A 21,956-nucleotide genomic window follows, 5' to 3' on the forward strand; every position below is an offset into this window, starting at 1 on the left:
GCCGCTCCGGGGCGCTGCGAGGCGCAAGGGCAGCAACGCATGAACTCCCGTGCCGGACAACCCCCCCCGCCGATCCGGCACGGGCCGCGCCCCCCAATTGCTCACCTGTCCGGGCAGTTGGGGGGCGCAATCCAAACGGCAGGGAACAGAAGGAAGGGAAGCACGATGGATGCACCCGAATTCGAGTTCATCGGCACGCAGATGTGCCGTGATGCGCGCGTCAACAACTGCCCGCAGGTGGCAAGGAACGTTCCGGGGGTAGTGGCGTTGCGCGACTCTGAGCGGCCGGACATCATCGTCACGATGACTGCGGACGGATGGGCGAACCTTGCCGCAGCCGTCAAGGCCGGAGAGTTCGACTAAGCCTGAAAGGGCCGCAATGCCCAAGTGCCCGCGCTGTCACGAAGATTGCGTGACGGACCCTGAGACAGGATGGGCCGTCTGTCTGCCGTGCGGTGAGCCTGTCGCCCCTCCGGACCCTGTGGCGTGCCCAGGCCCGGAGGCATGGCGGGGCAGAGCCACGCGGCTGCCGTACCGGCCACGCGAGCACTGACCACCTGCGCCCCTCAACTGCCCTTGCACCCTGGGCGGTTGGGGGGTGTCGTGCTGTGTGGCCTCCCGTGCCGGTGGTTACGTGTTCGCTACGACTTCCCTCGGGCACGAGCTGGAAGGCGACCCGTACGAACTCCGGCGGATCGACGTACGACCAGTCCGCGCCGCGGTCCACCGGCTCGCCGCCCAGCAGCGCCGACCAGAAACGGACCAGGCGGGCGGGGTCGTGACAGTCGAAGACGATCTCGTCGATCCGTGCGTGCATGAACGTCAGCCTACGAGCGTGCCGAACGCCTCCGGGGCCCATACGCCGCCGAGCCGGGGAGCCAGCCACTGCCCGGCCCGCGCCCGGAACTCGGCGGGAGCGAGCGCCCCGGCGCCTTCCGGGACCGCGCCCAGCAGCGGCGCGCCCGCCGCCTCGGGAAGGTCCGCCAGATTGCAGCGCGCCGCGAGGTCCGGCTGTTGGGGCCAGCTGCCGACCACCACGCCCAGCTGCGACAGCCCACGGGCACGCAGCGCCTCGGCGGTCAGCGTGGTCATGTTCAGGGTCCCGAGCCCGGCGGGCGCGACGACCAGGACGGGAGCGTCGAGCAGACCCGCCACGTCGGCGAGCGTCGAGCCCGTGTCGTCGAACCGTACGAGAAGCCCGCCGGCTCCTTCGATCAGCACGAGGTCGTGCTCGGCCGCGAGCTTCCCGGCCGCCTCGGCCACCGCGTCGGGCGTCACCGGGGCGAGCCCGGCCCGCCGGGCGGCGGTCGCGGGCGCCAACGGCTCGGGGAACCGGGCCAGTTCGACGGCCGTGACCTCGCCCGACAGCCGCCGCACCTCGTCGACATCACCGGGCTCCCGGGGCCCAACCCCCGTCTGGGCGGGCTTGACCACGGCGACGGACCGGCCCTCGGCCACGGCGAGCGCGGCCACGGCCGCGGTCACAACGGTCTTCCCGATCTCGGTCCCGGTCCCGGTAACGACGATCACTGGCATGCTGCGCTTCCCTCTCCTGCTCTCGCTCCTGCGTCCCGACGCACCCGCGCGCCCGTCCCCTCCGCCGGGTCCGCCGCCCGTCCCGGCCGCCGAACCACCCGGATCGGTTTCCCCGTCCGACGGCGTCCGTCGCGCCGGGCGCCGCACGGCCCTCCGCCGACGGCGGGCTTCCCGGCTGCCACCCTGCCGACGCGCCGCCCCGCCCGACGCCCTGCCGGGCCGCCGGCCTCGGCAGCACCCACGCCGCGCCGTGTCCCGGTCCGGAAGCCGAACCGGCAGTATGCCGTGCCCCCGGGGCCGAATCGGCACCACCCCTGCCGTCCGCCCTGTCCGACCAAGTCCATCCCACCGGGCGCCGTGGGACGCCCGGTGCATGCGGGGCAGGGTCGCCGCGTGGCCCTCCGACGCCCCGCCCCTGGCCCGGGGCGAGCCAGACCGGCACCATCCTGGAGCGGGCTGACCCCTCGGGCGGGTGTCAGGCCGCGGACGCGGCCGCGCGGACCGCGCGGCACAGCCGCTCCAGGTCCTCGTCGCTCGTCACGTACGGCGGCATCGTGTACACGAGGTCGCGGAACGGCCGCAGCCACACGCCCTCGCGTACGGCCGCCGCCGTCGCCGACGCCATGTCCACCTCGTGGTCCAGCTGTACGACCCCGATGCCGCCGAGCACCCGGACGTCCTTCACACCCGGCAGCGCGGCAGCTTCGGCCAGCCCGTCCCGCAGGCCCGCCTCCAGGCGTTTGACCTCCTGCTGCCAGTCCTGGCCGAGCAGCAGGTCGATCGATGCGCAGGCCACCGCCGAGGCCAGCGGGTTGCCCATGAACGTCGGGCCGTGGGCCAGGACAGGGACCTCGCCCCGGGAGATCCCGTCCGCCACCCGCGCCGTGCACAGCGTCGCCGCCAGCGACAGATAGCCGCCGGTCAGCGCCTTGCCCAGGCACATCACGTCCGGTGTGACACCCGCGTGCCCGGCCGCGAACAGTTCGCCCGTGCGGCCGAAGCCGGTCGCGATCTCGTCGAAGACCAGCAGCACGTCGTGCTCGTCGCACGCCTCCCGCAGCACCCGCAGGTATGCGGGGGAGTGGAAGCGCATGCCGCCCGCGCCCTGCACCACCGGCTCCACGATCACCGCGGCCAGCTCGTCCGCGTGCCGCCCGATCAGCTCGCGCAGCCCGTCCGCGTACGACTCGTCGTATTCGGTCGGCGGCGCGGGCGCGAAGACCTGCCGTGGCAGCACGCCCTTCCACAGACCGTGCATGCCCCCTTCCGGGTCGCACACCGACATCGGCTGCCACGTGTCACCGTGGTAGCCGCCGCGCCAGGTCAGCAGCCGCTGCTTGGCCGGGCGTCCCACCGAACGCCAGTGCTGGAGGCACATCTTGACGGCGACCTCGACCGACACCGAGCCCGAGTCGCACAGGAAGACGTGCTGCAGGGGCTCCGGGGTGATCTCCACCAGCCGCGTCGCGAGCCGTACGGCCGGCTCATGGGTGAGCCCGCCGAACATCACATGGCTCATACGGCCCAGCTGCGCGGTTGCCGCCTCGTTGAGGACGGGGTGGTTGTAGCCGTGCACCGCCGACCACCACGATGACATGCCGTCGATCAACTCGCGCTGTCCGTGGATCTCTTCGGCCAGCCTGAGCCGTACCCCGGACGCGGACTCCACGACCACGGGATCCGTAAGGCCCGGCATCGGAGCGTACGGATGCCAGACATGGGCGCGATCCAGGGCGCGCAGCTCGCCGGGGGAGAACTCAGGCATTGGGCGCGACGTCCGTACCGGCACCGCGGCGGCGTACGGCGACCAGTTCCGTGCGCGCGGCGGGCGCCTCGGCCGGAGCGGCCTCGGCGGCGGGCGTGTCACCGGCGCAGCCGCCCTCGCCGCCGTCACCGCACACCGACCCGCAGCCGCCACCGGAGACACGGTGCTCGGGCAGCGTCGTCGTGTCGGTGCCCTCCACCTCGAAGCCGGCGTCCGCGATCATCTCCAGGTCGGCCTTGCCCGCCTGGCCCTCGCTGGTCAGGTAGTCGCCCAGGAAGATCGAGTTGGCCAGGTGCAGCGCGAGCGGCTGAAGGGTACGCAGATGGATCTCGCGCCCGCCCGCGAGGCGCACCTCGACGTCGGGGCAGACGAACCGGACCATCGCCAGGATGCGCAGCGCCCGCTGCGGGGTCAGGTGCCACTCCTTGGCGAGGGGGGTGCCTTCGAAGGGGATGAGGAAGTTGACCGGCACCGAGTCCGGGTCGAGCTCGCGCAGCGAGAAGACCACGTCCACCAGGTCCTCGTCGCTCTCGCCCATGCCGGCGATCAGACCGGAGCATGCGGACAGGCCCGCGGCGTGCGCCTTGTTCACCGTGTCCACGCGATCGGCGTAGGTGTGTGTGGTCGTGATGTCCCCGTACGTCCCCTCGGACGTGTTCAGGTTGTGGTTGTACGCGTCGGCGCCGGCGTCGCGCAGTCGCTCGGCCTGGCCGTCGGAGAGCAGCCCGAGGCAGGCGCACACCTCGACGCCCTCGTTCTGTTCCTTGATCGCCTCGATCGTCTTCGAGACCCGGTCCACGTCCCGGTCCGTCGGGCCGCGGCCGCTCGCCACCAGACAGACCCGCTTCGCGCCGCCGGCCACACCGGCGGCCGCGGCCTCGGACGCCTCGTCGGGCTTCAGCCAGGTGTACTTGAGGATCTCCGCCTTCGAACCGAGCCGCTGCGAGCAGTACGAGCAGTCCTCGGGGCACAGACCGGACTTCAGGTTGACCAGATAGTTGAGCTTCACCCGCCGTCCGAACCACTGGCGGCGCACCTTGCCGGCCGCGGCCACCACATCGAGCAGATCGTCGTCGGAGGTCGCCAGTACGGCGAGGGCTTCTTCACGGGTCGGCAGCTCGCGCCGCAGCCCCTTCTCCACCAGGGTGTTCAGCAGGTCCATGGTGCTGATCCTTACCCACGGCAGCGGCCCCGGCCAAGGAGGAACCCCACAACAGCCCGGCTTTGAGGTGTGTGCATGGCCACATCGGTTCCCCGCCCGCATCCGGTTAGGGTCTGTGCGCTGCCTACAAAAGGACCGGACACCTCATGCCGCAGGCCACTCAGGATCCTTTCGACTGGATCGACGACGAGGCGCGCCGCCGGGAGCGCGCGGGACTCGTCCGTACGCTCCGGCCGCGCACCGCCGACTCGGTCCTGCTCGATCTGGCGAGCAACGACTACCTGGGACTCACTCGGCGGCCCGAGGTCACCGGGGCAGCCGCCGACGCCGCTCGCCGCTGGGGCGCGGGCGCCACCGGCTCCCGCCTGGTCACCGGCACCACCGCGCTCCACACCGAGTTGGAGCGCGAACTCGCCGGATTCTGCGGATTCGAGGCCGCCCTCGTCCTGTCCTCCGGCTACGCGGCGAACCTCGCCGCCGTCACCGCGCTCGGCGGCCGGGACGCCCTCGTCGTCTCCGACGCGGGTAACCACGCCTCCATCGTCGACGGCTGCCGCCTCTCCCGCGCCGAGAGGGCGGTCGTCCCGCACGCCGACCCCGAGGCCGTGCGCAAGACCCTCGCCGCCCACCCCGGCCACCGGGCCCTCGTCGTCACCGACTCCGTGTTCTCCGTGGACGGCGACGCGGCGCCGCTGCCCGCACTCGCCGAGGTCTGCCGCGAACACGGCGCGGCCCTCCTCGTCGACGACGCCCACGGTCTCGGCGTCCTGGGCGACGGCGGCCGGGGAGCGCTCGACGCCGCCGGACTGGCCGGCGCGAGCGGAGTCGTCGCCACCCTCACCCTCTCGAAGTCCCTCGGCAGTCAGGGCGGCGCGGTCCTGGGCCCGGCCCGGGTGATCGAGCACCTGATCAACACGGCCAGGACCTTCATCTTCGACACCGGACTCGCACCGGCGGCGGCCGGCGGCGCGCTCGCCGCCCTGAGGGTGCTGCGCCGGGAACCGGAGCTCGCCGACCGTGCCCAGGAGGTCGCCGCCGTGCTGCACCGGCGGCTGACGGACGCGGGGCTGACCGCCGCACGGCCGGACGCGGCCGTCGTCTCCGTACAGGCGCCCTCGCCGGACGCGGCGCTCGCCTGGGCGGCGGACTGCCGGGCGGCGGGCCTGGTCGTGGGCTGCTTCCGGCCCCCGTCGGTACCGGACGGGATCTCGCGCATCCGGCTCACCGCCCGCGCCGACCTGACCGACCGGGAGCTCGACACGGCCGTCGCGACCATCGTCGGGGCCGCGCCGCGCGCCTGAAGTGAGCCGTCCCGCGCGCGGTACGCACCTCCCCAAATACGGTCTCCCGTGGCAGAGTTCACCGCTTTGAGCGACAGACATATCCCTATCTCGGTGGATCGCCGCGCCGGATGGACGACAAGTGGCAGTCTGACGACGAAGCGCAATCCGTGGCCGTCCTCGCGTGTCATCCGCTACGAGTCGGAGCCCGGCCCGGTGGGAAAGGGACAGCGTCGCCATGGCAGACCGTCGAGAAGCATCCGTCACTCTGCCGAGCGATCCGGCTTCGGTCTCCGCCGCCCGGAGATATGTCACCGATGTCATCTGCGACTGGGGACTGTCCGACGGGACCGACGTCGTCGACACCGTGCGACTGATCATCTCCGAACTCGCCACCAACGCCGTGCAGCACACCTTCGGCCAGTCGCCCACCTTCACCGTCGACGTGCACCTCGAACGGGACGAGCAGCTGTTCATCGGAGTCACCGACAGCCATCCGCGCTGGCCGCGCAGGCTGCCTGCCGCGGTCCGGCAGGACAACGGGCGGGGCATGGTCATCATCCGCAGTCTCACCGCTCAGTACGGCGGGCGGCTTTCCGTGACCCCCACGCGGGAGGGCGGCAAGACGGTGTGGATCGCGCTGCCGTGGACCGTTCCGGTGCAGAGCTAGGCACCCTCTGCCGGGTCAGGCCCCTGCCGAGTCAGGCCCCTGTCGGTCAGGCTCCTGTTGGCTCGGCGGCCCCTTATCTCCAGTCAGGCTCCCGTCGGCTCAGGCCCCTTCGCTCCGGTCAGGCCCCTCTCTCGGGTCAGGCCCGACCAACGGGGTGCCGGGCGGATCACGACGTCCGTCCGCCCGTCCCCTGTTGTCCCGCCCGGCCGAACGAGCCCCGCAGCAGTACCCGCAGCGACTGCGTCGCCGGCCCCGACTCCTCGCCCCGGTGCACGACCGAGATCGTTCGGCGGAACGCGGCCGGTTCCAACTGGCGTATCTGCACCGGAGTCGCGGACATGGCCGCGACCATCTCCGGCACCACGGCCACGCCGATGCCCGCGCTCACCAGCGCGCAGACCAGTGCGTAACCGGGGGACTCGCACACCACGGCCGGTGTCGCGCCCGCTTCGGCCAGCGCTCCCTCCACCCCCCTGCGCGGCGGATGCGACGGAGCGCTGCTGATCAGCGGCTGTCCGGCGAGATCGCTCACCGGCAGTCGCCCCGAACCGCCCGCCAGGGCGTGCCCGGGGGCCGTGACGATCACCAGCTCCTCCACCAGCAGCGGTTCCATGACCACTCCCGGCGGGAGCGGCGCCGGCTCGGCGGGCTCGTAGGCGTGCGTCAGCGCGAGGTCCATCTCGCCGCGCGCCACCGCCGTGACCCCCGCCGGCGGCTCGTACTCCGCGACCGTCAGCTCCACGGCCGGATGCGCGCGGCGAAAGGCACTGAGCACCGGGGGCAGCAGATGGATGCCGACCGTGGTGAACGTCCCCACGCGCAGTCGGCCGCCCGTCAGCCCCGACAGCGTGGCCAGCTCGTGCCGCGCCCGGTCCATCTCGTCCAGCACCCGGCGCGCCCGCTCGGCGAGCAGCTCGCCCGCGGCCGTGAGCCGCGCCCCGCGGTGGTGGCGCACGAGCAGCGGCGCTCCGGCCTCACGTTCCAGCTTGGACAGCTGCTGGGAGAGCGCCGGGGCGGTGTAACCGAGGCGGGCCGCGGCGCGGGTGATCGAACCGGCCTCCGCGACCGCGACCAGGGCCGCCAGCCGGGTCGGGTCGTACATCGCTCCTCTTGGACGCTCGTCAGGCGCCTGCCTTAAGCAGTGCTTTGGACCGACCCAGGATATTGCAAGTACCTGCTGAAGGCTCGAAACGGTCAGGCTGGGGGCCATGGATGCACAGCTGATCGCCTTCATTGGTGTCGCCGCAGGCATGGTCGCCATGCCGGGCGCCGATTTCACCGTGGTCGTAGGCAGTGCGCTCGCCTCACGCCGCGCGGGCGTCGCCTGCGCGGTCGGCGTCGCGGGCGGACTGCTGGTGCACACCGCACTGGCCGTGGCGGGACTCGCCACGGTGCTGGTGGCGGTGCCCGTGCTGTACCGGACCCTGCAGATCGCGGGCGGGGTCTATGTGCTGTGGCTGGGCCTGCGCGCGGTGCGCTCGGCCCTGCGCCCGCTCGACGGGCCCCTCGCGATCGACGGCGCCACGGCCGCCCCCAGCGTCCGACGCAGTCTGCGCCAGGGCTTTCTCACCAATGTCCTCAATCCGAAGGCGCCGGTCCTCTTCCTGAGTCTGCTGCCGCAGTTCGTGCCGGACGGTGCCGCGGTGCTGCCGCGCACCCTGCTGCTCGCGACGATCGTCGTCGTGCTGGCGCTGATCTGGTTCCCGGCGGTGGCACTCCTGGTGGACCGGCTGGGCCGGTGGCTGCGCAGGCCGCGCACCACACGGGCCGTGGAAGGCGTCACGGGCGGCGCGCTCACCGCGCTCGGCGCGACGCTGCTGGTCCAGGCGCCGGCGCACTGACCCACCTGCGTCGGCCGCCACCGCACCTGCGGTGCCGGCGACCTCTTACGCGATGTGCTGACCGCCGGGGACCGGAGCTGCCGGGGGGTCAGCGCACGCGGCCGTACGAGACGCTGCTCGTCCAGATCTTGGCCAGCCGCACCACGTCGCCGGTCTTCGGCGAATGCCAGATCCGTCCTCTCCCGGCGTAGATGCCTACGTGGTAGACGTAGCCGCCGGAATGGAAGAAGACCAGGTCACCGCGTCGCCGTTGGGAGGCGGAGACATGGCGCGTGCGGTTGTACTGCTGCTGCGCGGTACGCGGCAGCTTCTTGCCGGCCTTCTTGTACGAGTACACCGTCAGCCCGGAGCAGTCGAAGCGGTGGGGGCCGACGGCACCGAATCTGTACGGCGACCCCTTCTTCGACGCGGCCACTTGGAGTGCTTTGCTCGCGTGGCTGGTGACCGCATGCGCCTCGGTGGTGGCTCCGGGAGCGAGGAGTGTGCCGCCGACGGCGGCGATGGTCAGTGCCGATACGGCGCCCGCGCGGGTGAGCAGGAACGGGACATGCATCTGCGCAGTCATGCGCAACCCTTCGTCAGCCGCCTGTGAAGGATGACCTGTCGGGTTCGGACCGCGAAGACGCCCGGCCGCCGAAGCGGCTTCACCCCAAGGGGACCACCGGGATCACCGGTCACCCCGTGCTGCTCGGGTCCTCCACTCCTGCCGATGCACTTCTGTCGACCAGACGTCCGGTACGGCGGCAGGACTCAGCGTCCGCCCGGACCGCCCCGTCAGGTGGCGAGGGCTTGTCGTCCAAGGATCGTGACCCACCGATGTCCGATTTCCGAGTTGAAACGGCTTTTGTGAACCTGATCACGACTGATCTGTTCGGGTGGACAGGGGCGTTGGGGCTTGAGTCGCCTGACGGGAAATCATGGTTGTACCAGCGGTGAAACGGTCAACTCCGCCAAATCGGTGGTCGAACGGCGCAAGTCCTGCGACACACGACAACTACGCCGAAGCTCCACCGAACGGGGTACGAAAGCCGCTACCCCGTTGGCGGTTGACAGCGCGATCGACCGTCAACTCGTCGAAGCGGGCGGTACGGTCACCCGGTTCGCCCTGCGCTGACCGTCGAGAATCCGCAGCGCCTCGGCAAGAGTGTCCGCGTAGACCTCGTTCTCGCCGCGCGTATGCATCAGTGTCAGGGCGTCCTTGAGTGCGGCGGCCCGTCCGACGAGTGCCTGCGCGGCACGCAGCGCGCCGTAGGTGTGCGTGGCGCGGGACGGGTTGATCCGCCCCAGCAGATCGACCACTTCGAGATAGCTGTCGACGAACTCGGCCTCCGCGCACGTCAGTGCGGGCAGCGGCGGCATCGTGGGAGGCAGCATCGCGCGCGCTCACCTCGTCCTTGTGGCGACGGGAGACGCCTTACGGTTCTGGACGACGTGATCCACCAGGCCGTACGCCTTCGCCGCGTCGGCGTCGAAGATCTTGTCCCGTTCCAGATCGGCCGCGATGCGCTCGGCGTCCTGTCCGGTGTGGCGCACCAGCATGGTCGCGAGCTGCTCCCGCAGGCGGAGCAACTCGGCCGCTTGGATCTCCAGATCGGACGGCTGGCCCCGCAACGGCTCCTCGGCGGCGGGCTGCTGGACGACGATCCGTGCGCCCGGAAGCGCCATACGCTTGCCGGGGGCCCCGGCCGCGAGCAGCACGGCGGCGGTGGAAGTCGCCTGGCCGATGCAGGTGGTGGCGATGTCGCAGGTGATGACCTGGAGCGTGTCGTAGATCGCCGTCATGGCGCTGATCGGACCGCCCGGCGAGTTGATGTACAGGCAGATGTCCTGGTCGGGAGCCGCGTATTCGAGGTGCAGCAGTTGGGCGATGACGTCGTTGGCGGCGGTGTCGTCGACGGCGGAGCCGAGGAAGACGATCCGCTCCTCGAACAGCTTTGAGTACGGGTCGCGGGTGCGGGCCCCCGAGCTGGTGCGCTCGGTGAACTCGGGCAGGACGTGGCGGGCGTCAGGGCGGTTCATGGACGTGCCTCTCCTCGGAGTCGGGCCTTCGTCCTCTGTGAAAAATGTACAGGACGTACAGACCGTTATGATGGGGAGCATGGCCTATGAGATTCCGGTGACGCAAGCCCGTGCGGAGCTCGCCGAACTGATCAACCGCGTCGTCTACGGCGGGGAGCGCGTCGTGGTGACCCGTCATGGAAAGCCGCTCGTGGCACTGGTCTCCGCCGCTGACCTGGAGCGACTGGAGCACGACCGGGAGGCGGCGGAGGAACAGGTGATCAGGTCCGTGTCCTCGCTCGGCTCGTCATCGTCCGCTCCGGGCGAACGCGGCCGCTTCGGCCTGGCGGCCGAACACCACCGCCCGGGCGACGACCGCCGCGCCTGACGCGGCGACGAGCGCGCTGCGGCGTTGGCGCCGTGCGCCGCGAAGCCCGGGAACGCACCGCGCGGGTGAGCTGCCCGTGGGCGACCGGTCGCGGTTCTGTGCGGCCGGGCCGGGGTCCTGCGCCCTCCGACGTCACCGTCGCGGCCGCGATGTGTGATGCGGGCCCGCCATCCGACCGGTGATCTTTGGTGTGGTCGCGCCCTCGTCCGTCGCCGCAAGGGCTGTCTGCCCCCTCGCCTGGAATTGGGGGCCGTGGCGACCCCTCGGGGGTGCGGCCGGTGTCGCCCCGGCGGCTCGTCGGGATCCGCTCCGGCGTGTGCCGCGCAGGGCGGGCGCGGTCCGGCCGCCCTCCCGTCGTACGGCGAACAACCGCGCCCGGCGCGTACCGCGCATGCGAAGCCGCGCGCCCCCGTCCGCTGCGGCGACGGCACGCGGCCGGTCACAGGCCCTCAGGCCGTCGTCGCCGCCGGCGCGCGGCGGAGGCGGCCGCCGAGCAGGATCGCGGTCAGGCCCAGGCCCGCCCAGAGCGACAGCGTGAGCAGCGCCGATCCCGTCGCGTGTCCGTCGAAGTACGCCACCGAGCGCAGCAGCCACGTCCCCGCGCCCGGCGGGAGCCACTGTCCGATGGCGCCGGCCGGCTCGGGCAGCAGTTCCGGCGCGCTTGCCGCGCCCGAGAACGGGTTGCCGATCAGGATCATCAGCAGCGCCCCCAGGCCGATCCCCGCCGTCCCCACCAGCGCCGCGAGCCCGGCGACCGAGGCCCCGATGGCGAGGACCGTCAGTCCCAGCGCCCCTGCCTCCGCCCACCAGTTGCCGTCCAGTACCCCGAGCCAACTGTGCGCGATCGCCGTCGCGGTGACGCCGACCAGCAGTGACGCTCCCGCCAGGGCGGCTGCGCCCCGCATGCCGCGCAGGTGGAGCACGGTCACGAGCGCCCCGGCCGCGACCCCGGCCAGCGCGAGGGGCAGCACGCTCGCCGCGAGGGCGCTGCCGCGCGGGTCGCCGGAGGGGAGCCGGACCACGTCCTTCACCCGGACCCGCGTGCCGTCCGGCGCCGATCCGGCCACGGCCTCCTTGAGCAGCTGCGCGACGACCGGGCTCGCCGCGGGAGCGGTCAGCAGCGTCGGGCCTTCGGGCTGCACGACGACCGCTCCGTATACGACCCGGTCCTCGACGGCCGCCCGGGCGGCCGCCTCGTCCTCGTACCGGTGGACCTCGAACGCGCCGGCGCGCTCTTCGAAGCGCCGCTCGACCTGCTCCGCCGCGGCGGCGGGACCGGCGACGCCGACGGGAACGTCTCGCGGCGCGATGCGTGCCGCGGGCCAGGCGAAGGCCCACAGGGCCAGCGCGACCACGACCGGGACCAGGACCGTCACCGCGACCATGCGGCGTGTGGGTGCAGCGGACATGACCACTCCTATAAAGAGAAGGATCGTTCGTTTTATGTTCTGTCGCCACTGTCTCCGCGGGGTCGCTCCTTGTCAAGAAGGAACGTTCGTTTTAGATTTTTCCCATGGCACGTGTATCCCAGGAGCACCTCGACGCCCGCCGCCGGCAGATCCTCGACGGCGCCGCCCGCTGCTTCGCTCGCAACGGCTTCCATGCGACATCGATGCAGGACGTCCTCGCGGAGGCGGGCCTCTCGGCAGGCGCGGTCTACCGCTATTTCCGCAGCAAGGAGGAACTGATCGAAGCCATCGCCGGCGAGGCGTTCTCGTGGATCCGCACCGCCTTCGACGACGCCGCCCGCACGACCCCGACGCCGACGCCGGATGTCCTCCTCGGACGGGTGCTGCGCCGGCTGCTGATCGACGAGGTGCCCGGCGGGGACGCCCGGGCGTTCGCCCGCCTTGTCGTCCAGGTGTGGACGGAGACCCTGCGCAACGACACGCTGGCCGCCACGCTCGCCGAGGGGTACGGCGGGATGCGGCTCGCCTGGGCCGACCTCGTCCACGCCTACCGCGCGAACGGGCAGTTGCCGTCGGACGTGGACGCCGACCACGTCGCGCGCACGCTCATCGCGACCGCCCAGGGCTTCATCGCCCAGCAGGCGCTCTTCGGTGATGTGCGGGTCGAGGTCCTGGAGGAGGGGCTGCGCGCCCTGATGTCCATGCGGGAACCCGAGATCAGTTAACGCGCCGGAAAAACTCGCGTCCTAACGTTCAACCCTTGGTCGTGAGATGCCCGTGCGCAGGTCAACAGAGCGTTGACGTGAGCTGGGGTCCACACGCCCCCGGGCCGGTACGACTATGAGGTGGACGCGTGCAACTCTCCCCGCACGAGCAGGAACGACTTCTCATCCATGTGGCCGCCGACGTGGCCGAGAAGCGCAGGGCACGCGGCGTGAAGCTGAATCACCCCGAGTCCGTCGCGCTCATCATCTCCCACATCCTCGAAGGCGCCCGGGACGGGCGCACGGTCGGCGAGCTCATGGCCTCCGGACGCCAGGTGCTCACCCGCGCCGATGTCATGGACGGCGTCCCCGAGATGATCCACGACGTGCAGGTCGAGGCCACCTTCCCGGACGGCACCAAGCTCGTCACCGTCCACGATCCGATCGTCTGAGGGAGAGCCGATGATTCCCGGAGAGATCCTCTTCGCCGACGAGCCCGTCGCCCTCAACGAGGGTCGCGAGACCACTTGTGTCACCGTCGTCAACGCCGCCGACCGGCCCGTCCAGGTCGGCTCGCACTACCACTTCGCCGAGGCCAACCCGGGCCTGGAGTTCGACCGCGCGGCAGCCCGCGGCAAGCGCCTCGCGATCGCGGCGGGCACGGCCGTACGGTTCGAGCCCGGCATCCCCGTCGACGTCGAGCTCGTCCCGCTGGCCGGCCGTCGTGTCGTCGCCGGACTGCGCGGCGAGACCGGAGGTCACCTCGATGGCTGAGCTGGACCGCGCCGTGTACGCGGATCTCTTCGGGCCCACCACCGGCGACCGCATCCGGCTCGCCGACACCGATCTGCTCGTCGAGATCGAGGAGGACCGCTCCGGCGGCCCCGGACGAGCAGGCGACGAGGCCGTGTTCGGCGGCGGCAAGGTGATCCGGGAGTCGATGGGGCAGTCCCGTGCGACACGGGCCGACGGAGCGCCCGACACCGTCATCACCGGCGCCGTCGTCATCGACCACTGGGGCATCGTCAAGGCCGACATCGGCATCAGGGACGGCCGTATCACGGGCATCGGCAAGGCCGGCAACCCGGACACCATGGACGGTGTCCACCCCGATCTCGTCATCGGCCCCGAGACCGAGGTCATCGCGGGCAACGGCAGGATCGTGACGGCGGGGGCGGTCGACGCCCATGTCCACTTCATCTCGCCGACGCTCGTCGACCAGGCCCTCGCGACGGGCGTCACCACCCTGGTCGGCGGCGGCACCGGGCCGGCCGAGGGCACCAAGGCCACCACCATCACGCCCGGGCCGTGGCATCTCGCCCGGATGTTCGAGGCGCTGGACACGTATCCCGTCAACATCGGCCTGCTCGGCAAGGGCAACACGATGTCGCGCGACGCCCTGTACTCCCAGCTGCGCGGCGGGGCGCTCGGGTTCAAGATCCACGAGGACTGGGGTGCGACCCCGGCCGTCATCGACGCCTGTCTGAACGTCTGCGAGGAGACCGGTGCCCAGCTCGCGCTGCACACGGACACCTTGAACGAGGCCGGATTCGTCGGGGACACGCTCGCGGCGATCGCGGGCCGCACCGTCCACGCCTACCACACCGAAGGTGCGGGCGGTGGCCACGCGCCCGACATCATCACCGTGGTGTCCGAACCGCATGTGCTGCCCAGCTCCACCAACCCGACCCGGCCGCACACCGTCAACACCATCGAGGAACACCTCGACATGCTGATGGTCTGCCACCACCTCAACCCCGCCGTGCCGGAGGATCTGGCCTTCGCCGAGTCCCGCATCCGGCCCTCCACCATCGCGGCCGAGGACGTCCTGCACGACCTCGGCGCCATCTCGATCGTCTCCTCCGACTCGCAGGCGATGGGGCGCATCGGCGAGGTGATCCTGCGGACCTGGCAGACCGCACACGTCATGAAGAAGCGGCGCGGCGCGCTGCCCGGTGACGGGCGTGCCGACAACCACCGAGTACGTCGCTATGTCGCCAAATACACGATCAACCCGGCGGTCGCACAGGGCATCGGCCACGAGATCGGCTCGATCGAGACCGGGAAGCTGGCCGACCTGGTGCTGTGGGACCCGGCGTTCTTCGGGGTGAAGCCCCAGCTCGTCCTCAAGGGCGGCCAGATCGCCTACGCACAGATGGGCGACGCCAACGCCTCCATCCCCACGCCGCAGCCGGTGCTGCCACGGCCGATGTTCGGCGCGCTGGGGCGCGCGGCCGCGCACGGGTCGTTCAACTTCGTGGCGAGGGCGGCGATCGAGGACGACCTTCCGGAACGGCTCGGGGTGGCCAAGAAGTTCCTGCCCATCACGAGTACCCGGCGGGTCACCAAGGCGGACATGCGGGAGAACGACGCGCTGCCGCGGGTGGAGGTCGACCCGGACACGTTCACGGTGACCGTCGACGGTGAGCGGATCGAACCCGCTCCCGCCACCGAACTCCCCATGGCCCAGCGGTACTTCCTCTTCTGATGCGCGCACCGACGACAACACAGGCCTCACGGCGGCCGCCGCCGGCCGCCGCGAGCCCGTCGGCCGAGGGCTTCGGTGCCGCCGGGGCGGGTGGCCCATGAGCCGCGCCGCTCTGCTCGTGCTGGCCGACGGGCGGTTCCCCGCCGGCGGGCACGCGCACTCCGGAGGCGTCGAGCCGGCCGTACGGGAGGGCCGGATCCGGGACGCACAGGACCTCGAACACTTCTGCCGGGGCCGGCTGCACACCACCGGCCTCACCTCCGCCGCACTCGCGGCCGCCGCCGCTCTCGGCCACGACCCCGCCGAGCTCGACCATGCCGCCGACGCGCGCACGCCCTCGCCCGCCCTGCGGGCCGCCGCGCGCAAGCTCGGACGGCAGATGATGCGCGCCGCACGCGCCGCCTGGCCCGGCCCCGAACTCGACGCGCTGGCAGCCGCGTTCCCCCGGGGGACACATCAGCCGATCGTGCTCGGCACCGCCGCCCGCGCGGCAGGTCTCGGAGCGGACGACGCCGCACACTGCGTCGTCTACGAGACCGTCAGCGGCCCGGCCACCGCCGCCGTACGGCTGCTCAGCCTCGACCCGTTCCAAGCCACGGCGGTGCTCGCCCGCCTGGCGCCCGAGATGGACGCCGTCGCCGAACGAGCCACCGGCGCCGCCCGGGAAGGAGTGGACGCCCTCCCGGCCGCGTCCGCCCCGCTCCTCGACATCACCGCCGAGCAGCACGCGACCTGGCCCGTACGCCTCTTCGCGTCCTAGAACCCCGTACCAAGGAGCCGCACCCCATGCACCTCGACCACCGCCACGACGAAGCCGGCGCCTCCGCCGTCGGCGCCGACGCCACGCGCCCCGACGGTGCACGGCGCGCCCTGCGCATCGGGCTCGGCGGACCCGTCGGCTCAGGCAAGACGGCCACGGTCGCCGCATTGTGCACCGCCCTGCGCGACGAGTTCTCCATCGCGGTCGTCACCAACGACATCTACACCCGCGAGGACGCGGAGTTCCTGCTGCGCAACGCCGTGCTGCCGCCCGAACGCATCCAGGCCGTCGAGACCGGAGCCTGCCCGCACACCGCGATCCGTGACGACATCTCCGCCAACCTCGAAGCCGTGGAGGACCTGGAGGACGGCGTCGGCCCGCTCGACCTCGTCCTCGTCGAGTCCGGCGGCGACAACCTCACCGCCACCTTCTCCAAGGGACTCGTCGACGCCCAGATCTTTGTGATCGACGTCGCAGGGGGCGACGACATCCCGCGCAAGGGCGGGCCCGGAGTCACCACGGCCGACCTGCTTGTCGTCAACAAGACCGACCTTGCGCCGTACGTCGGCTCCGACCTCGCCCGCATGGCCGGCGACGCCGAGCAGCAGCGCGGCGAACTCCCGGTCGTCTTCACCTCGTTGCGCGAGCCCGACGGCGTCCGCCCGGTCGCTGACTGGGTACGGGCGCAGCTCGCCGCCTGGACCGCCTGAGCGCGCCGGATGAGCATCGAGGCCACGGCCCGGATCGTCGCCGACCGGACCGGTCTGCCCGTCCTCGTCAGCGACGGGCCGCTCGCCCTGCGCCGCACCCGTTCCACAGGACCGGGCCACAAGGTCACCGTCGTCGGTGCGATGAGCGCGCCGCTCGGCGGCGACCGGCTCGCGATCGAGGCGGAGGTGTGCGAAGGCACCCGGCTCACCGTGGACTCGGCCGCCGCGACGATCTCGCTGCCCGGCCCCACGGCGGAGCACGCCCGCTACGACGTCACCCTGACGGTGGGGGAGGACGCCGTACTGCACTGGCTGCCCGAGCAGCTCGTCGCCGCCCGGGGCAGCGTCCTGCACCTGCGCACCCGCGCCGAACTCGCTCCCAGCGCACGGCTGGTGCTGCGCGAGGAGCAGATTCTCGGCCGCCACGGCGAACAGCCGGGCACCCTGATGGCCCGCCTCACCGTGCGCCGTGCGGGACGCCCCCTGCTCGACACGGAACTGGCCTGCGGACCCGGCGCCCCGGGCGGCTGGGACGGCCCCGCCGTGCTCGCCGGGCACCGGGCCGTCGGCCAACTCCTCGTCGTGGACCCGGCGTACGCGGACAAGCCGCTCGCGCCGCGGCCGCTGGGCCCGACCGCCGTCCTCACCCCGCTGGCGGGAACTGCCGTGATGATCACGGCCGTTGCCGCGGATGCCCGCGCCCTGCGCCGACTGCTCGACGAAGGGCTGGCCGCGGCCGCGCCGGACCTGCACCGCTGAGCGGAAGCCGGTCACCGGTTATTGGTTCGGTAAAGAACACCGGTACGGGCTGTTCCCCGCTGCCCCGTTGACGAAAGGATCCCCGGGACCTTACGACAACAGCAGCAGGGGGAGGCTCCACGTGAGACGCACAGCAGTGCTCGGCTCGGCCGGCACTCTGATAGCGGGCACGCTCATCGCCGGTGCGATCGCGGCACCGGTCGCCAACGCCGACAGCCGTGACCAGGGCTGGTCCGAGGCGCGTGGCGCACGCATCGCCGCGGAGCGGGCGGCGAAGCAGGGCATCGACTGGGCGGACTGCCCGGAGGACTGGGGGCTCGCCAAGCCCATCCAGTGCGGCTGGGTGACCGTCCCGCTGGACTACAGCCGGCCCGACGGCAAGCAGATCAAGCTCGCCGTCGACCGCATCGGCAACACCGGCACCAAGGGCGAGCGCCAGGGCGCCCTCATCTACAACCCGGGCGGCCCCGGCGGCTCGGGCATGCGCTTCCCGGTCCGGGTCACCGGCAAGAACCCGCTGTGGGCCAAGACCGCGAAGGCGTACGACTTCGTCGGCTTCGACCCGCGCGGCGTCGGCCACTCCACGCCCATCTCCTGTGTCGATCCTCAGGAGTTCGTCAAGGCGCCGAAGCTCGACCCGGTGCCCGACAGCGAGGCCGACAAGCGCGCTCAGCGCAAGCTCGCCGCCGAGTACGCGGACGGCTGCGCGGAGCGCAGCGGCTGGATGCTGCCGCACATGACCACGCCCAACACCGCACGCGACCTGGATGTCATCCGGGCCGCACTCGGCGAGGAGAAGCTCAACTACCTGGGCGTCTCCTACGGCACCTACCTCGGCGCGGTGTACGCGACGCTGTTCCCCGGCCACATCCGCCGGATGATCGTCGACAGCGTCGTCAACCCCTCGCGGGAGAAGATCTGGTACCAGGCGAACCTGGACCAGGACGTCGCGTTCCAGATGCGCTGGGACGACTGGAAGAACTGGGTCGCGAAGAACGACGCCACCTTCCACATCGGCGACACCCCCGAGAAGGTCGAGGCCCAGTGGGTGAAGCTGCGGACCGCCGCGAAGAAGAGCCCGATCGGCGGGGTCGTCGGCCCGGCCGAACTCATCGGCTTCTTCCAGAGCGCGCCGTACTACGACTCCTCCTGGGTGCCTGTCGCCCGGACGTGGAGCCAGTACCTCGCCGGTGACACCCAGGTGCTGGTCGACGCCGCCGCGCCCGATCTGTCGGACACCGCGGGCAACATCCGCTCCGAGAACGGCAACGCGGTCTACACCGCGGTCGAGTGCGCGGACGCCAAGTGGCCCACCAGCTGGAAGAGGTGGGACCGCGACAACACCCGGCTCCACCGCGACCACCCCTTCATGACGTGGGCCAACGCCTGGATGAACCTGCCGTGCGCGACCTGGTCCACCAAGCAGCGGACCCCGGTCGAGGTGCGCACCCGCAAGGGCCTGCCGCCGGTGCTCATCGTGCAGGCCTCCCGTGACGCCGCGACCCCGTTCGAGGGCGCCGTCGAGCTGCACAAGCGGCTCAAGGGCTCGCGCCTGATCATCGAGAAGGACGCCGGATCGCACGGTGTGACCAGTCTGGCCAACCCGTGCGTCAACGACCGCGTCGACGCCTATCTGCTCAGCGGCACGCTGGACAGCCACGACGTGACGTGCGAACCGCACACCACGCCGAAGCCGTAAGGACACCGGTATACGGGAGGGGCGGCCGGACACCGGCCGCCCCTCTTTCAGTTGCGTCGCGGCGGGAACCTCTTCGGCCGCTGCTGCTCCTGCTGCTCCGCCTTGACCTCCACCGCGTACCGGTCCACGTACTCCTGTCCCGACAGTTCCAGGATGGCGTACATGATCTCGTCCGTGATCGCGCGGATCGCCGCCTTCTCGTTCTCCATGCCCGCGTACCGCGAGAAGTCCAGCGGCTCGCCGAACCGGACCGTGACCCGCTTGATCTTTGGCAGCACCTGTCCGGGCGGCTGGATCTCGAACGTGCCCACCATCGCGCACGGCACCACCGGCACACCGGCCCTGAGCGCCATCACCGCCACACCGACCTTGCCCTTGTAGAGCCGGCCGTCGTGCGAACGGGTGCCCTCCGGGTAGATGCCCAGCAACTCGCCCTTGTTCAGCACCCCGAGCCCCTCCCGGATGGCCGCTTGCCCGGCCTCCTTGCCGGAGCGGTCCACCGGGATCTGGCCGGCACTGCGGAAGAACGCGGCGGTCAGCCGGCCCCTGACGCCCGGCCCGGTGAAGTACTCCGCCTTCGCCAGGAAGGTGATGCGCCGCTTGAGGATCGCCGGCATCAGGAAGTGGTCGGAGAACGACAGATGGTTGCCTGCGACGATCGCCGCACCCTCGGCGGGAATGTGCTCCAGTCCTTCGATCCTGGGGCGGAACAGCAGCCGCAGCAGCGGCCCCAGAAGGACGTATTTGAGCACGTAATAGAACACCGGGGGCGCTCCCAACTGCCCGGACGGTCTCCAGGGCAACGTTCTGCCAGGTCATGGCACATTTCGGTGACGGTCAGTGTAAGTGCATGTCCGTTCACCCGTAACCACGCGTGCGCGCCTCGCGGAGCTCCCGGCCGGCAGCGAGTGGGAAGCGCGGCATGGCGAGGGGAGACTGGGGGAGTCACGTCCCCGGAAACGGAGGAGAGCCGTGCCCGTCCCCGTCATCATCGACTGTGACCCCGGGCACGACGATGCCGTCGCCGTCATGCTCGCCGCGGGGGATCCGGCGGTCGACCTGCTCGCGATCACCACGGTCGCCGGCAACCAGACCCTCGAAAAGACCACGCTGAACGCCCGCAGGGTCTGCACCGTCGCGGGCATCACCGGCGTCCCCGTGGCGGCGGGCTGCGCCAGGCCGCTGGTGCGGCCGCTGACGGTTGCGGACGACGTGCACGGCGAATCCGGACTCGACGGTCCGCGGTTCCCGGCCCCGGCCGTGGACGTCGTCCCGGAGCACGCCGTGGAGCTCATGCATCGCATCCTGACCGAGCATCCGGAACCGGTCACCCTCGTCCCCACCGGACCGCTCACCAACGTGGCGCTGCTGCTCACGCGGTACCCGGACGCCGTGGCACACATCCGGGAGATCGTGTTCATGGGCGGCTCCACCGAGCGCGGCAACAGAACTCCTGCCGCCGAGTTCAACGTGTACGTGGATCCCGAGGCCGCGGACATCGTCCTCGGCAGCGGTGTGCCGGTCACCATGTGCGGGCTCAATGTCACCCACCAGGCGCTCGCCACGCCCGAGGTGCTGGCCCGCCTGGAGGCCCTCGGCACCGAACTCTCCCGGGTCTGCGCGGAGTTGCTGACCTACTTCGCATCCACGTACCGGCAGCTGTGGGGCTTCACGGCGCCACCGGTGCACGATCCCGTGGCCGTGGCCCGCGTCATCGACCCGCAGACCGTGCGTTGCGTGGACGCACATGTCGCCGTCGAGCTGAGCGGGCGGTACACCCGCGGGGCGACCGTGGTGGACCTGCACGGATACACCGGCCGGCCCGTGAACGCGCGGGTGGCGGTCTGCCTGGACGCTGACAGGTTCTGGGACCGGGTGATCGCCGCGGTGGACACGCTGGGGCGGCGCGTGCGGTGAGCGCAGGCGCGGCTGCCACGCCCGCCCGGCGCGACGGGAACGCTGCCGAGGCCGCCCGTCCGGGCGGGGCGCACAGCAGCCCCGCCGCCGACCGGACCGCTGTGACAGGAGGTCAAACCTGGACCACCCGTGGCGTGCAGCCCCCCGGGTGAATATCGAGCCGACGTCACTCATCGGGCCCATGATGTCGCCCGCATGCCGTGCTCTCCGGTGGTGAGCGCTCGCGATTGGGCTGACGGTTGATCACGTCGCCACTGCGATCCAGACGGGCCGGTGACGTGTCGGCCCTCGCAGTCGCGGCGGAAGGAAAGGCTCACCATGCGCTCTGCCCGCATTCTGCTCGCCTCGGCCGTCGCCACGGCCGCCCTCAGCATCTCCGGACCGGCCTACGCGGTGATGACGGCTGACGACTGGAGCAAGGACGAGCACTCCTCGTCGAGCAGTGACAAGAAGGACGACTACTCGTCGGACAAGAAGGACGACTACAGCGACAAGAAGGACGACCACGGCGACAAGAAGGACGACTACAGCGACAAGAAGTGGGACAAGAAGGACCACGACAAGCCGCACGGTGGGGTGCACACCGGTGGTGGCGCGCTGGCTCGTGTCGTCGCGGACGACGAGGACAAGGACGACTACAGCGACAAGAAGGACGACCACGGCGACAAGAAGGACGACTACAGCGACAAGAAGGACGACCACGGCGACAAGAAGGACGACTACAGCGACAAGAAGTGGGACAAGGACGACCACGGCGACAAGAAGGACGACCACGGCGACAAGAAGTGGGACAAGAAGGACCACGACAAGCCGCACGGTGGGGTGCACACCGGTGGTGGCGCGCTGGCTCGTGTCGTCGCGGACGACGAG

General features: G+C 71.4%; 24 protein-coding genes, 1 pseudogene and 1 riboswitch. Of the genes and pseudogenes, 15 read left to right on the plus strand and 10 right to left on the minus strand.

Annotated elements, in window-relative coordinates; genetic code table 11:
- Nucleotides 1-165: 165 nt before the first annotated feature.
- The gene (locus ACH5AF_RS23730; RefSeq protein WP_398903959.1) at nucleotides 166-363 is read left to right on the plus strand and encodes a DUF397 domain-containing protein; all 198 of its coding nucleotides are present in this window, start codon (nucleotides 166-168) and stop codon (nucleotides 361-363) included.
- On the opposite strand, the gene ACH5AF_RS23735 is transcribed toward ACH5AF_RS23730, so the two are convergent.
- From ACH5AF_RS23735 to bioB, 4 genes are all read right to left on the minus strand, one after another.
- Nucleotides 341-859 carry a VOC family protein gene (locus tag ACH5AF_RS23735; RefSeq protein ID WP_398903961.1) on the minus strand — a complete coding sequence of 173 codons (519 nt, stop codon included), beginning with the start codon at nucleotides 857-859 and terminating at the stop codon, nucleotides 341-343. The genes ACH5AF_RS23730 and ACH5AF_RS23735 overlap by 23 nt on opposite strands.
- A complete protein-coding gene (gene bioD / locus ACH5AF_RS23740) occupies nucleotides 823-1,536 on the minus strand; it encodes a dethiobiotin synthase (protein WP_398903962.1) in 714 nt (237 codons plus the stop codon). Before bioD ends, ACH5AF_RS23735 begins: the two co-directional genes overlap by 37 nt.
- A gap of 475 nt (nucleotides 1,537-2,011) precedes the next feature.
- Complete coding sequence (locus ACH5AF_RS23745; protein ID WP_398903964.1) at nucleotides 2,012-3,301, minus strand: adenosylmethionine--8-amino-7-oxononanoate transaminase; 1,290 nt, start codon at nucleotides 3,299-3,301, stop codon at nucleotides 2,012-2,014.
- The gene (gene bioB / locus ACH5AF_RS23750) at nucleotides 3,294-4,463 is read right to left on the minus strand and encodes a biotin synthase BioB (protein WP_398903965.1); all 1,170 of its coding nucleotides are present in this window, start codon (nucleotides 4,461-4,463) and stop codon (nucleotides 3,294-3,296) included. Before bioB ends, ACH5AF_RS23745 begins: the two co-directional genes overlap by 8 nt.
- Nucleotides 4,464-4,609: 146 nt before the next feature.
- On the opposite strand from bioB, the gene ACH5AF_RS23755 reads away from it, so the two are divergent.
- Entirely contained in the window at nucleotides 4,610-5,764 is a 1,155-nt protein-coding gene (locus ACH5AF_RS23755; protein WP_398903967.1) for an 8-amino-7-oxononanoate synthase, read from the plus strand.
- Nucleotides 5,765-5,981: 217 nt separating this feature from the next.
- Nucleotides 5,982-6,413, plus strand: coding sequence for an ATP-binding protein (locus ACH5AF_RS23760; RefSeq protein WP_398903968.1), 432 nt, complete (start codon nucleotides 5,982-5,984; stop codon nucleotides 6,411-6,413).
- Between the two features lie 166 nt (nucleotides 6,414-6,579).
- Here ACH5AF_RS23760 and ACH5AF_RS23765 read toward each other — a convergent pair whose 3' ends face one another.
- A complete protein-coding gene (locus tag ACH5AF_RS23765; RefSeq protein ID WP_398903970.1) occupies nucleotides 6,580-7,515 on the minus strand; it encodes a LysR family transcriptional regulator in 936 nt (311 codons plus the stop codon).
- 106 nt (nucleotides 7,516-7,621) lie between these two features.
- Between ACH5AF_RS23765 and ACH5AF_RS23770 the strand changes: the two genes are divergently transcribed.
- Nucleotides 7,622-8,254, plus strand: a complete 633-nt coding sequence (locus ACH5AF_RS23770; protein ID WP_398903972.1) for a LysE family translocator — start codon at nucleotides 7,622-7,624, stop codon at nucleotides 8,252-8,254.
- Nucleotides 8,255-8,342: 88 nt separating this feature from the next.
- On the opposite strand, the gene ACH5AF_RS23775 is transcribed toward ACH5AF_RS23770, so the two are convergent.
- The 3 genes from ACH5AF_RS23775 to ACH5AF_RS23785 form a co-directional block, all read right to left on the minus strand.
- Nucleotides 8,343-8,819 carry a C40 family peptidase gene (locus tag ACH5AF_RS23775; RefSeq protein WP_398903974.1) on the minus strand — a complete coding sequence of 159 codons (477 nt, stop codon included), beginning with the start codon at nucleotides 8,817-8,819 and terminating at the stop codon, nucleotides 8,343-8,345.
- A 3-nt stretch (nucleotides 8,820-8,822) separates the two neighbouring features.
- Nucleotides 8,823-9,007, minus strand: a riboswitch (cyclic di-AMP (ydaO/yuaA leader).
- A 312-nt stretch (nucleotides 9,008-9,319) separates the two neighbouring features.
- A complete protein-coding gene (locus ACH5AF_RS23780; protein ID WP_398903976.1) occupies nucleotides 9,320-9,628 on the minus strand; it encodes a hypothetical protein in 309 nt (102 codons plus the stop codon).
- A 9-nt stretch (nucleotides 9,629-9,637) separates the two neighbouring features.
- Nucleotides 9,638-10,273, minus strand: coding sequence for an ATP-dependent Clp protease proteolytic subunit (locus ACH5AF_RS23785; protein WP_398903977.1), 636 nt, complete (start codon nucleotides 10,271-10,273; stop codon nucleotides 9,638-9,640).
- A gap of 79 nt (nucleotides 10,274-10,352) precedes the next feature.
- Here ACH5AF_RS23785 and ACH5AF_RS23790 point away from each other — a divergent pair, with 79 nt between their 5' ends.
- Entirely contained in the window at nucleotides 10,353-10,640 is a 288-nt protein-coding gene (locus ACH5AF_RS23790; protein WP_398903979.1) for a type II toxin-antitoxin system Phd/YefM family antitoxin, read from the plus strand.
- Nucleotides 10,641-11,089: 449 nt separating this feature from the next.
- Here ACH5AF_RS23790 and ACH5AF_RS23795 read toward each other — a convergent pair whose 3' ends face one another.
- Nucleotides 11,090-12,049 carry an ABC transporter permease gene (locus tag ACH5AF_RS23795; RefSeq protein WP_398903981.1) on the minus strand — a complete coding sequence of 320 codons (960 nt, stop codon included), beginning with the start codon at nucleotides 12,047-12,049 and terminating at the stop codon, nucleotides 11,090-11,092.
- A 104-nt stretch (nucleotides 12,050-12,153) separates the two neighbouring features.
- Between ACH5AF_RS23795 and ACH5AF_RS23800 the strand changes: the two genes are divergently transcribed.
- From ACH5AF_RS23800 to ACH5AF_RS23835, 8 genes are all read left to right on the plus strand, one after another.
- Nucleotides 12,154-12,774, plus strand: coding sequence for a TetR/AcrR family transcriptional regulator (locus tag ACH5AF_RS23800; protein ID WP_398903982.1), 621 nt, complete (start codon nucleotides 12,154-12,156; stop codon nucleotides 12,772-12,774).
- A gap of 128 nt (nucleotides 12,775-12,902) precedes the next feature.
- Nucleotides 12,903-13,205, plus strand: a complete 303-nt coding sequence (locus ACH5AF_RS23805; RefSeq protein ID WP_398903984.1) for an urease subunit gamma — start codon at nucleotides 12,903-12,905, stop codon at nucleotides 13,203-13,205.
- A 10-nt stretch (nucleotides 13,206-13,215) separates the two neighbouring features.
- The gene (locus ACH5AF_RS23810) at nucleotides 13,216-13,527 is read left to right on the plus strand and encodes an urease subunit beta (RefSeq protein WP_398903986.1); all 312 of its coding nucleotides are present in this window, start codon (nucleotides 13,216-13,218) and stop codon (nucleotides 13,525-13,527) included.
- Complete coding sequence (locus ACH5AF_RS23815; protein WP_398903987.1) at nucleotides 13,520-15,241, plus strand: urease subunit alpha; 1,722 nt, start codon at nucleotides 13,520-13,522, stop codon at nucleotides 15,239-15,241. The genes ACH5AF_RS23810 and ACH5AF_RS23815 overlap by 8 nt, the downstream gene beginning before the upstream one ends.
- 97 nt (nucleotides 15,242-15,338) lie before the next feature.
- Nucleotides 15,339-16,001 carry an urease accessory protein UreF gene (locus ACH5AF_RS23820; RefSeq protein ID WP_398903988.1) on the plus strand — a complete coding sequence of 221 codons (663 nt, stop codon included), beginning with the start codon at nucleotides 15,339-15,341 and terminating at the stop codon, nucleotides 15,999-16,001.
- 26 nt (nucleotides 16,002-16,027) lie between these two features.
- Nucleotides 16,028-16,711 carry an urease accessory protein UreG gene (ureG, locus tag ACH5AF_RS23825; protein ID WP_398903989.1) on the plus strand — a complete coding sequence of 228 codons (684 nt, stop codon included), beginning with the start codon at nucleotides 16,028-16,030 and terminating at the stop codon, nucleotides 16,709-16,711.
- 9 nt (nucleotides 16,712-16,720) lie between these two features.
- A complete protein-coding gene (locus ACH5AF_RS23830; RefSeq protein ID WP_398903991.1) occupies nucleotides 16,721-17,470 on the plus strand; it encodes an urease accessory protein UreD in 750 nt (249 codons plus the stop codon).
- A gap of 121 nt (nucleotides 17,471-17,591) precedes the next feature.
- Nucleotides 17,592-19,169, plus strand: coding sequence for an alpha/beta hydrolase (locus ACH5AF_RS23835; protein WP_398903993.1), 1,578 nt, complete (start codon nucleotides 17,592-17,594; stop codon nucleotides 19,167-19,169).
- A gap of 47 nt (nucleotides 19,170-19,216) precedes the next feature.
- Here ACH5AF_RS23835 and ACH5AF_RS23840 read toward each other — a convergent pair whose 3' ends face one another.
- The gene (locus tag ACH5AF_RS23840; protein ID WP_398903994.1) at nucleotides 19,217-19,933 is read right to left on the minus strand and encodes a lysophospholipid acyltransferase family protein; all 717 of its coding nucleotides are present in this window, start codon (nucleotides 19,931-19,933) and stop codon (nucleotides 19,217-19,219) included.
- A gap of 208 nt (nucleotides 19,934-20,141) precedes the next feature.
- On the opposite strand from ACH5AF_RS23840, the gene ACH5AF_RS23845 reads away from it, so the two are divergent.
- On the plus strand, nucleotides 20,142-21,086 hold the full coding sequence (locus ACH5AF_RS23845; RefSeq protein WP_398903996.1) for a nucleoside hydrolase: 945 nt from the start codon (nucleotides 20,142-20,144) through the stop codon (nucleotides 21,084-21,086).
- A gap of 318 nt (nucleotides 21,087-21,404) precedes the next feature.
- Nucleotides 21,405-21,956: pseudogene (locus ACH5AF_RS23850) on the plus strand (DNA primase); the annotation flags it as partial.

Origin of the sequence: Streptomyces sp. NPDC018833 (assembly GCF_044390825.1) — a bacterium.
In the GTDB taxonomy this organism is placed as follows: Bacteria; Actinomycetota; Actinomycetes; order Streptomycetales; family Streptomycetaceae; genus Streptomyces.

Excerpts from the sequence above, each read along its gene's own strand:
- ACH5AF_RS23730 (WP_398903959.1), top strand. The coding sequence starts at position 166 with ATGGATGCACCCGAATTCGAGTTCATCGGCACGCAGATGTGCCGTGAT.
- ACH5AF_RS23735 (WP_398903961.1), bottom strand. The coding sequence starts at position 859 with ATGGGCCCCGGAGGCGTTCGGCACGCTCGTAGGCTGACGTTCATGCAC.
- bioD (WP_398903962.1), bottom strand. The coding sequence starts at position 1,536 with ATGCCAGTGATCGTCGTTACCGGGACCGGGACCGAGATCGGGAAGACC.
- ACH5AF_RS23745 (WP_398903964.1), bottom strand. The coding sequence starts at position 3,301 with ATGCCTGAGTTCTCCCCCGGCGAGCTGCGCGCCCTGGATCGCGCCCAT.
- bioB (WP_398903965.1), bottom strand. The coding sequence starts at position 4,463 with ATGGACCTGCTGAACACCCTGGTGGAGAAGGGGCTGCGGCGCGAGCTG.
- ACH5AF_RS23755 (WP_398903967.1), top strand. The coding sequence starts at position 4,610 with ATGCCGCAGGCCACTCAGGATCCTTTCGACTGGATCGACGACGAGGCG.
- ACH5AF_RS23760 (WP_398903968.1), top strand. The coding sequence starts at position 5,982 with ATGGCAGACCGTCGAGAAGCATCCGTCACTCTGCCGAGCGATCCGGCT.
- ACH5AF_RS23765 (WP_398903970.1), bottom strand. The coding sequence starts at position 7,515 with ATGTACGACCCGACCCGGCTGGCGGCCCTGGTCGCGGTCGCGGAGGCC.
- ACH5AF_RS23770 (WP_398903972.1), top strand. The coding sequence starts at position 7,622 with ATGGATGCACAGCTGATCGCCTTCATTGGTGTCGCCGCAGGCATGGTC.
- ACH5AF_RS23775 (WP_398903974.1), bottom strand. The coding sequence starts at position 8,819 with ATGACTGCGCAGATGCATGTCCCGTTCCTGCTCACCCGCGCGGGCGCC.
- ACH5AF_RS23780 (WP_398903976.1), bottom strand. The coding sequence starts at position 9,628 with ATGCTGCCTCCCACGATGCCGCCGCTGCCCGCACTGACGTGCGCGGAG.
- ACH5AF_RS23785 (WP_398903977.1), bottom strand. The coding sequence starts at position 10,273 with ATGAACCGCCCTGACGCCCGCCACGTCCTGCCCGAGTTCACCGAGCGC.
- ACH5AF_RS23790 (WP_398903979.1), top strand. The coding sequence starts at position 10,353 with ATGGCCTATGAGATTCCGGTGACGCAAGCCCGTGCGGAGCTCGCCGAA.
- ACH5AF_RS23795 (WP_398903981.1), bottom strand. The coding sequence starts at position 12,049 with ATGTCCGCTGCACCCACACGCCGCATGGTCGCGGTGACGGTCCTGGTC.
- ACH5AF_RS23800 (WP_398903982.1), top strand. The coding sequence starts at position 12,154 with ATGGCACGTGTATCCCAGGAGCACCTCGACGCCCGCCGCCGGCAGATC.
- ACH5AF_RS23810 (WP_398903986.1), top strand. The coding sequence starts at position 13,216 with ATGATTCCCGGAGAGATCCTCTTCGCCGACGAGCCCGTCGCCCTCAAC.
- ACH5AF_RS23815 (WP_398903987.1), top strand. The coding sequence starts at position 13,520 with ATGGCTGAGCTGGACCGCGCCGTGTACGCGGATCTCTTCGGGCCCACC.
- ACH5AF_RS23820 (WP_398903988.1), top strand. The coding sequence starts at position 15,339 with ATGAGCCGCGCCGCTCTGCTCGTGCTGGCCGACGGGCGGTTCCCCGCC.
- ureG (WP_398903989.1), top strand. The coding sequence starts at position 16,028 with ATGCACCTCGACCACCGCCACGACGAAGCCGGCGCCTCCGCCGTCGGC.
- ACH5AF_RS23830 (WP_398903991.1), top strand. The coding sequence starts at position 16,721 with ATGAGCATCGAGGCCACGGCCCGGATCGTCGCCGACCGGACCGGTCTG.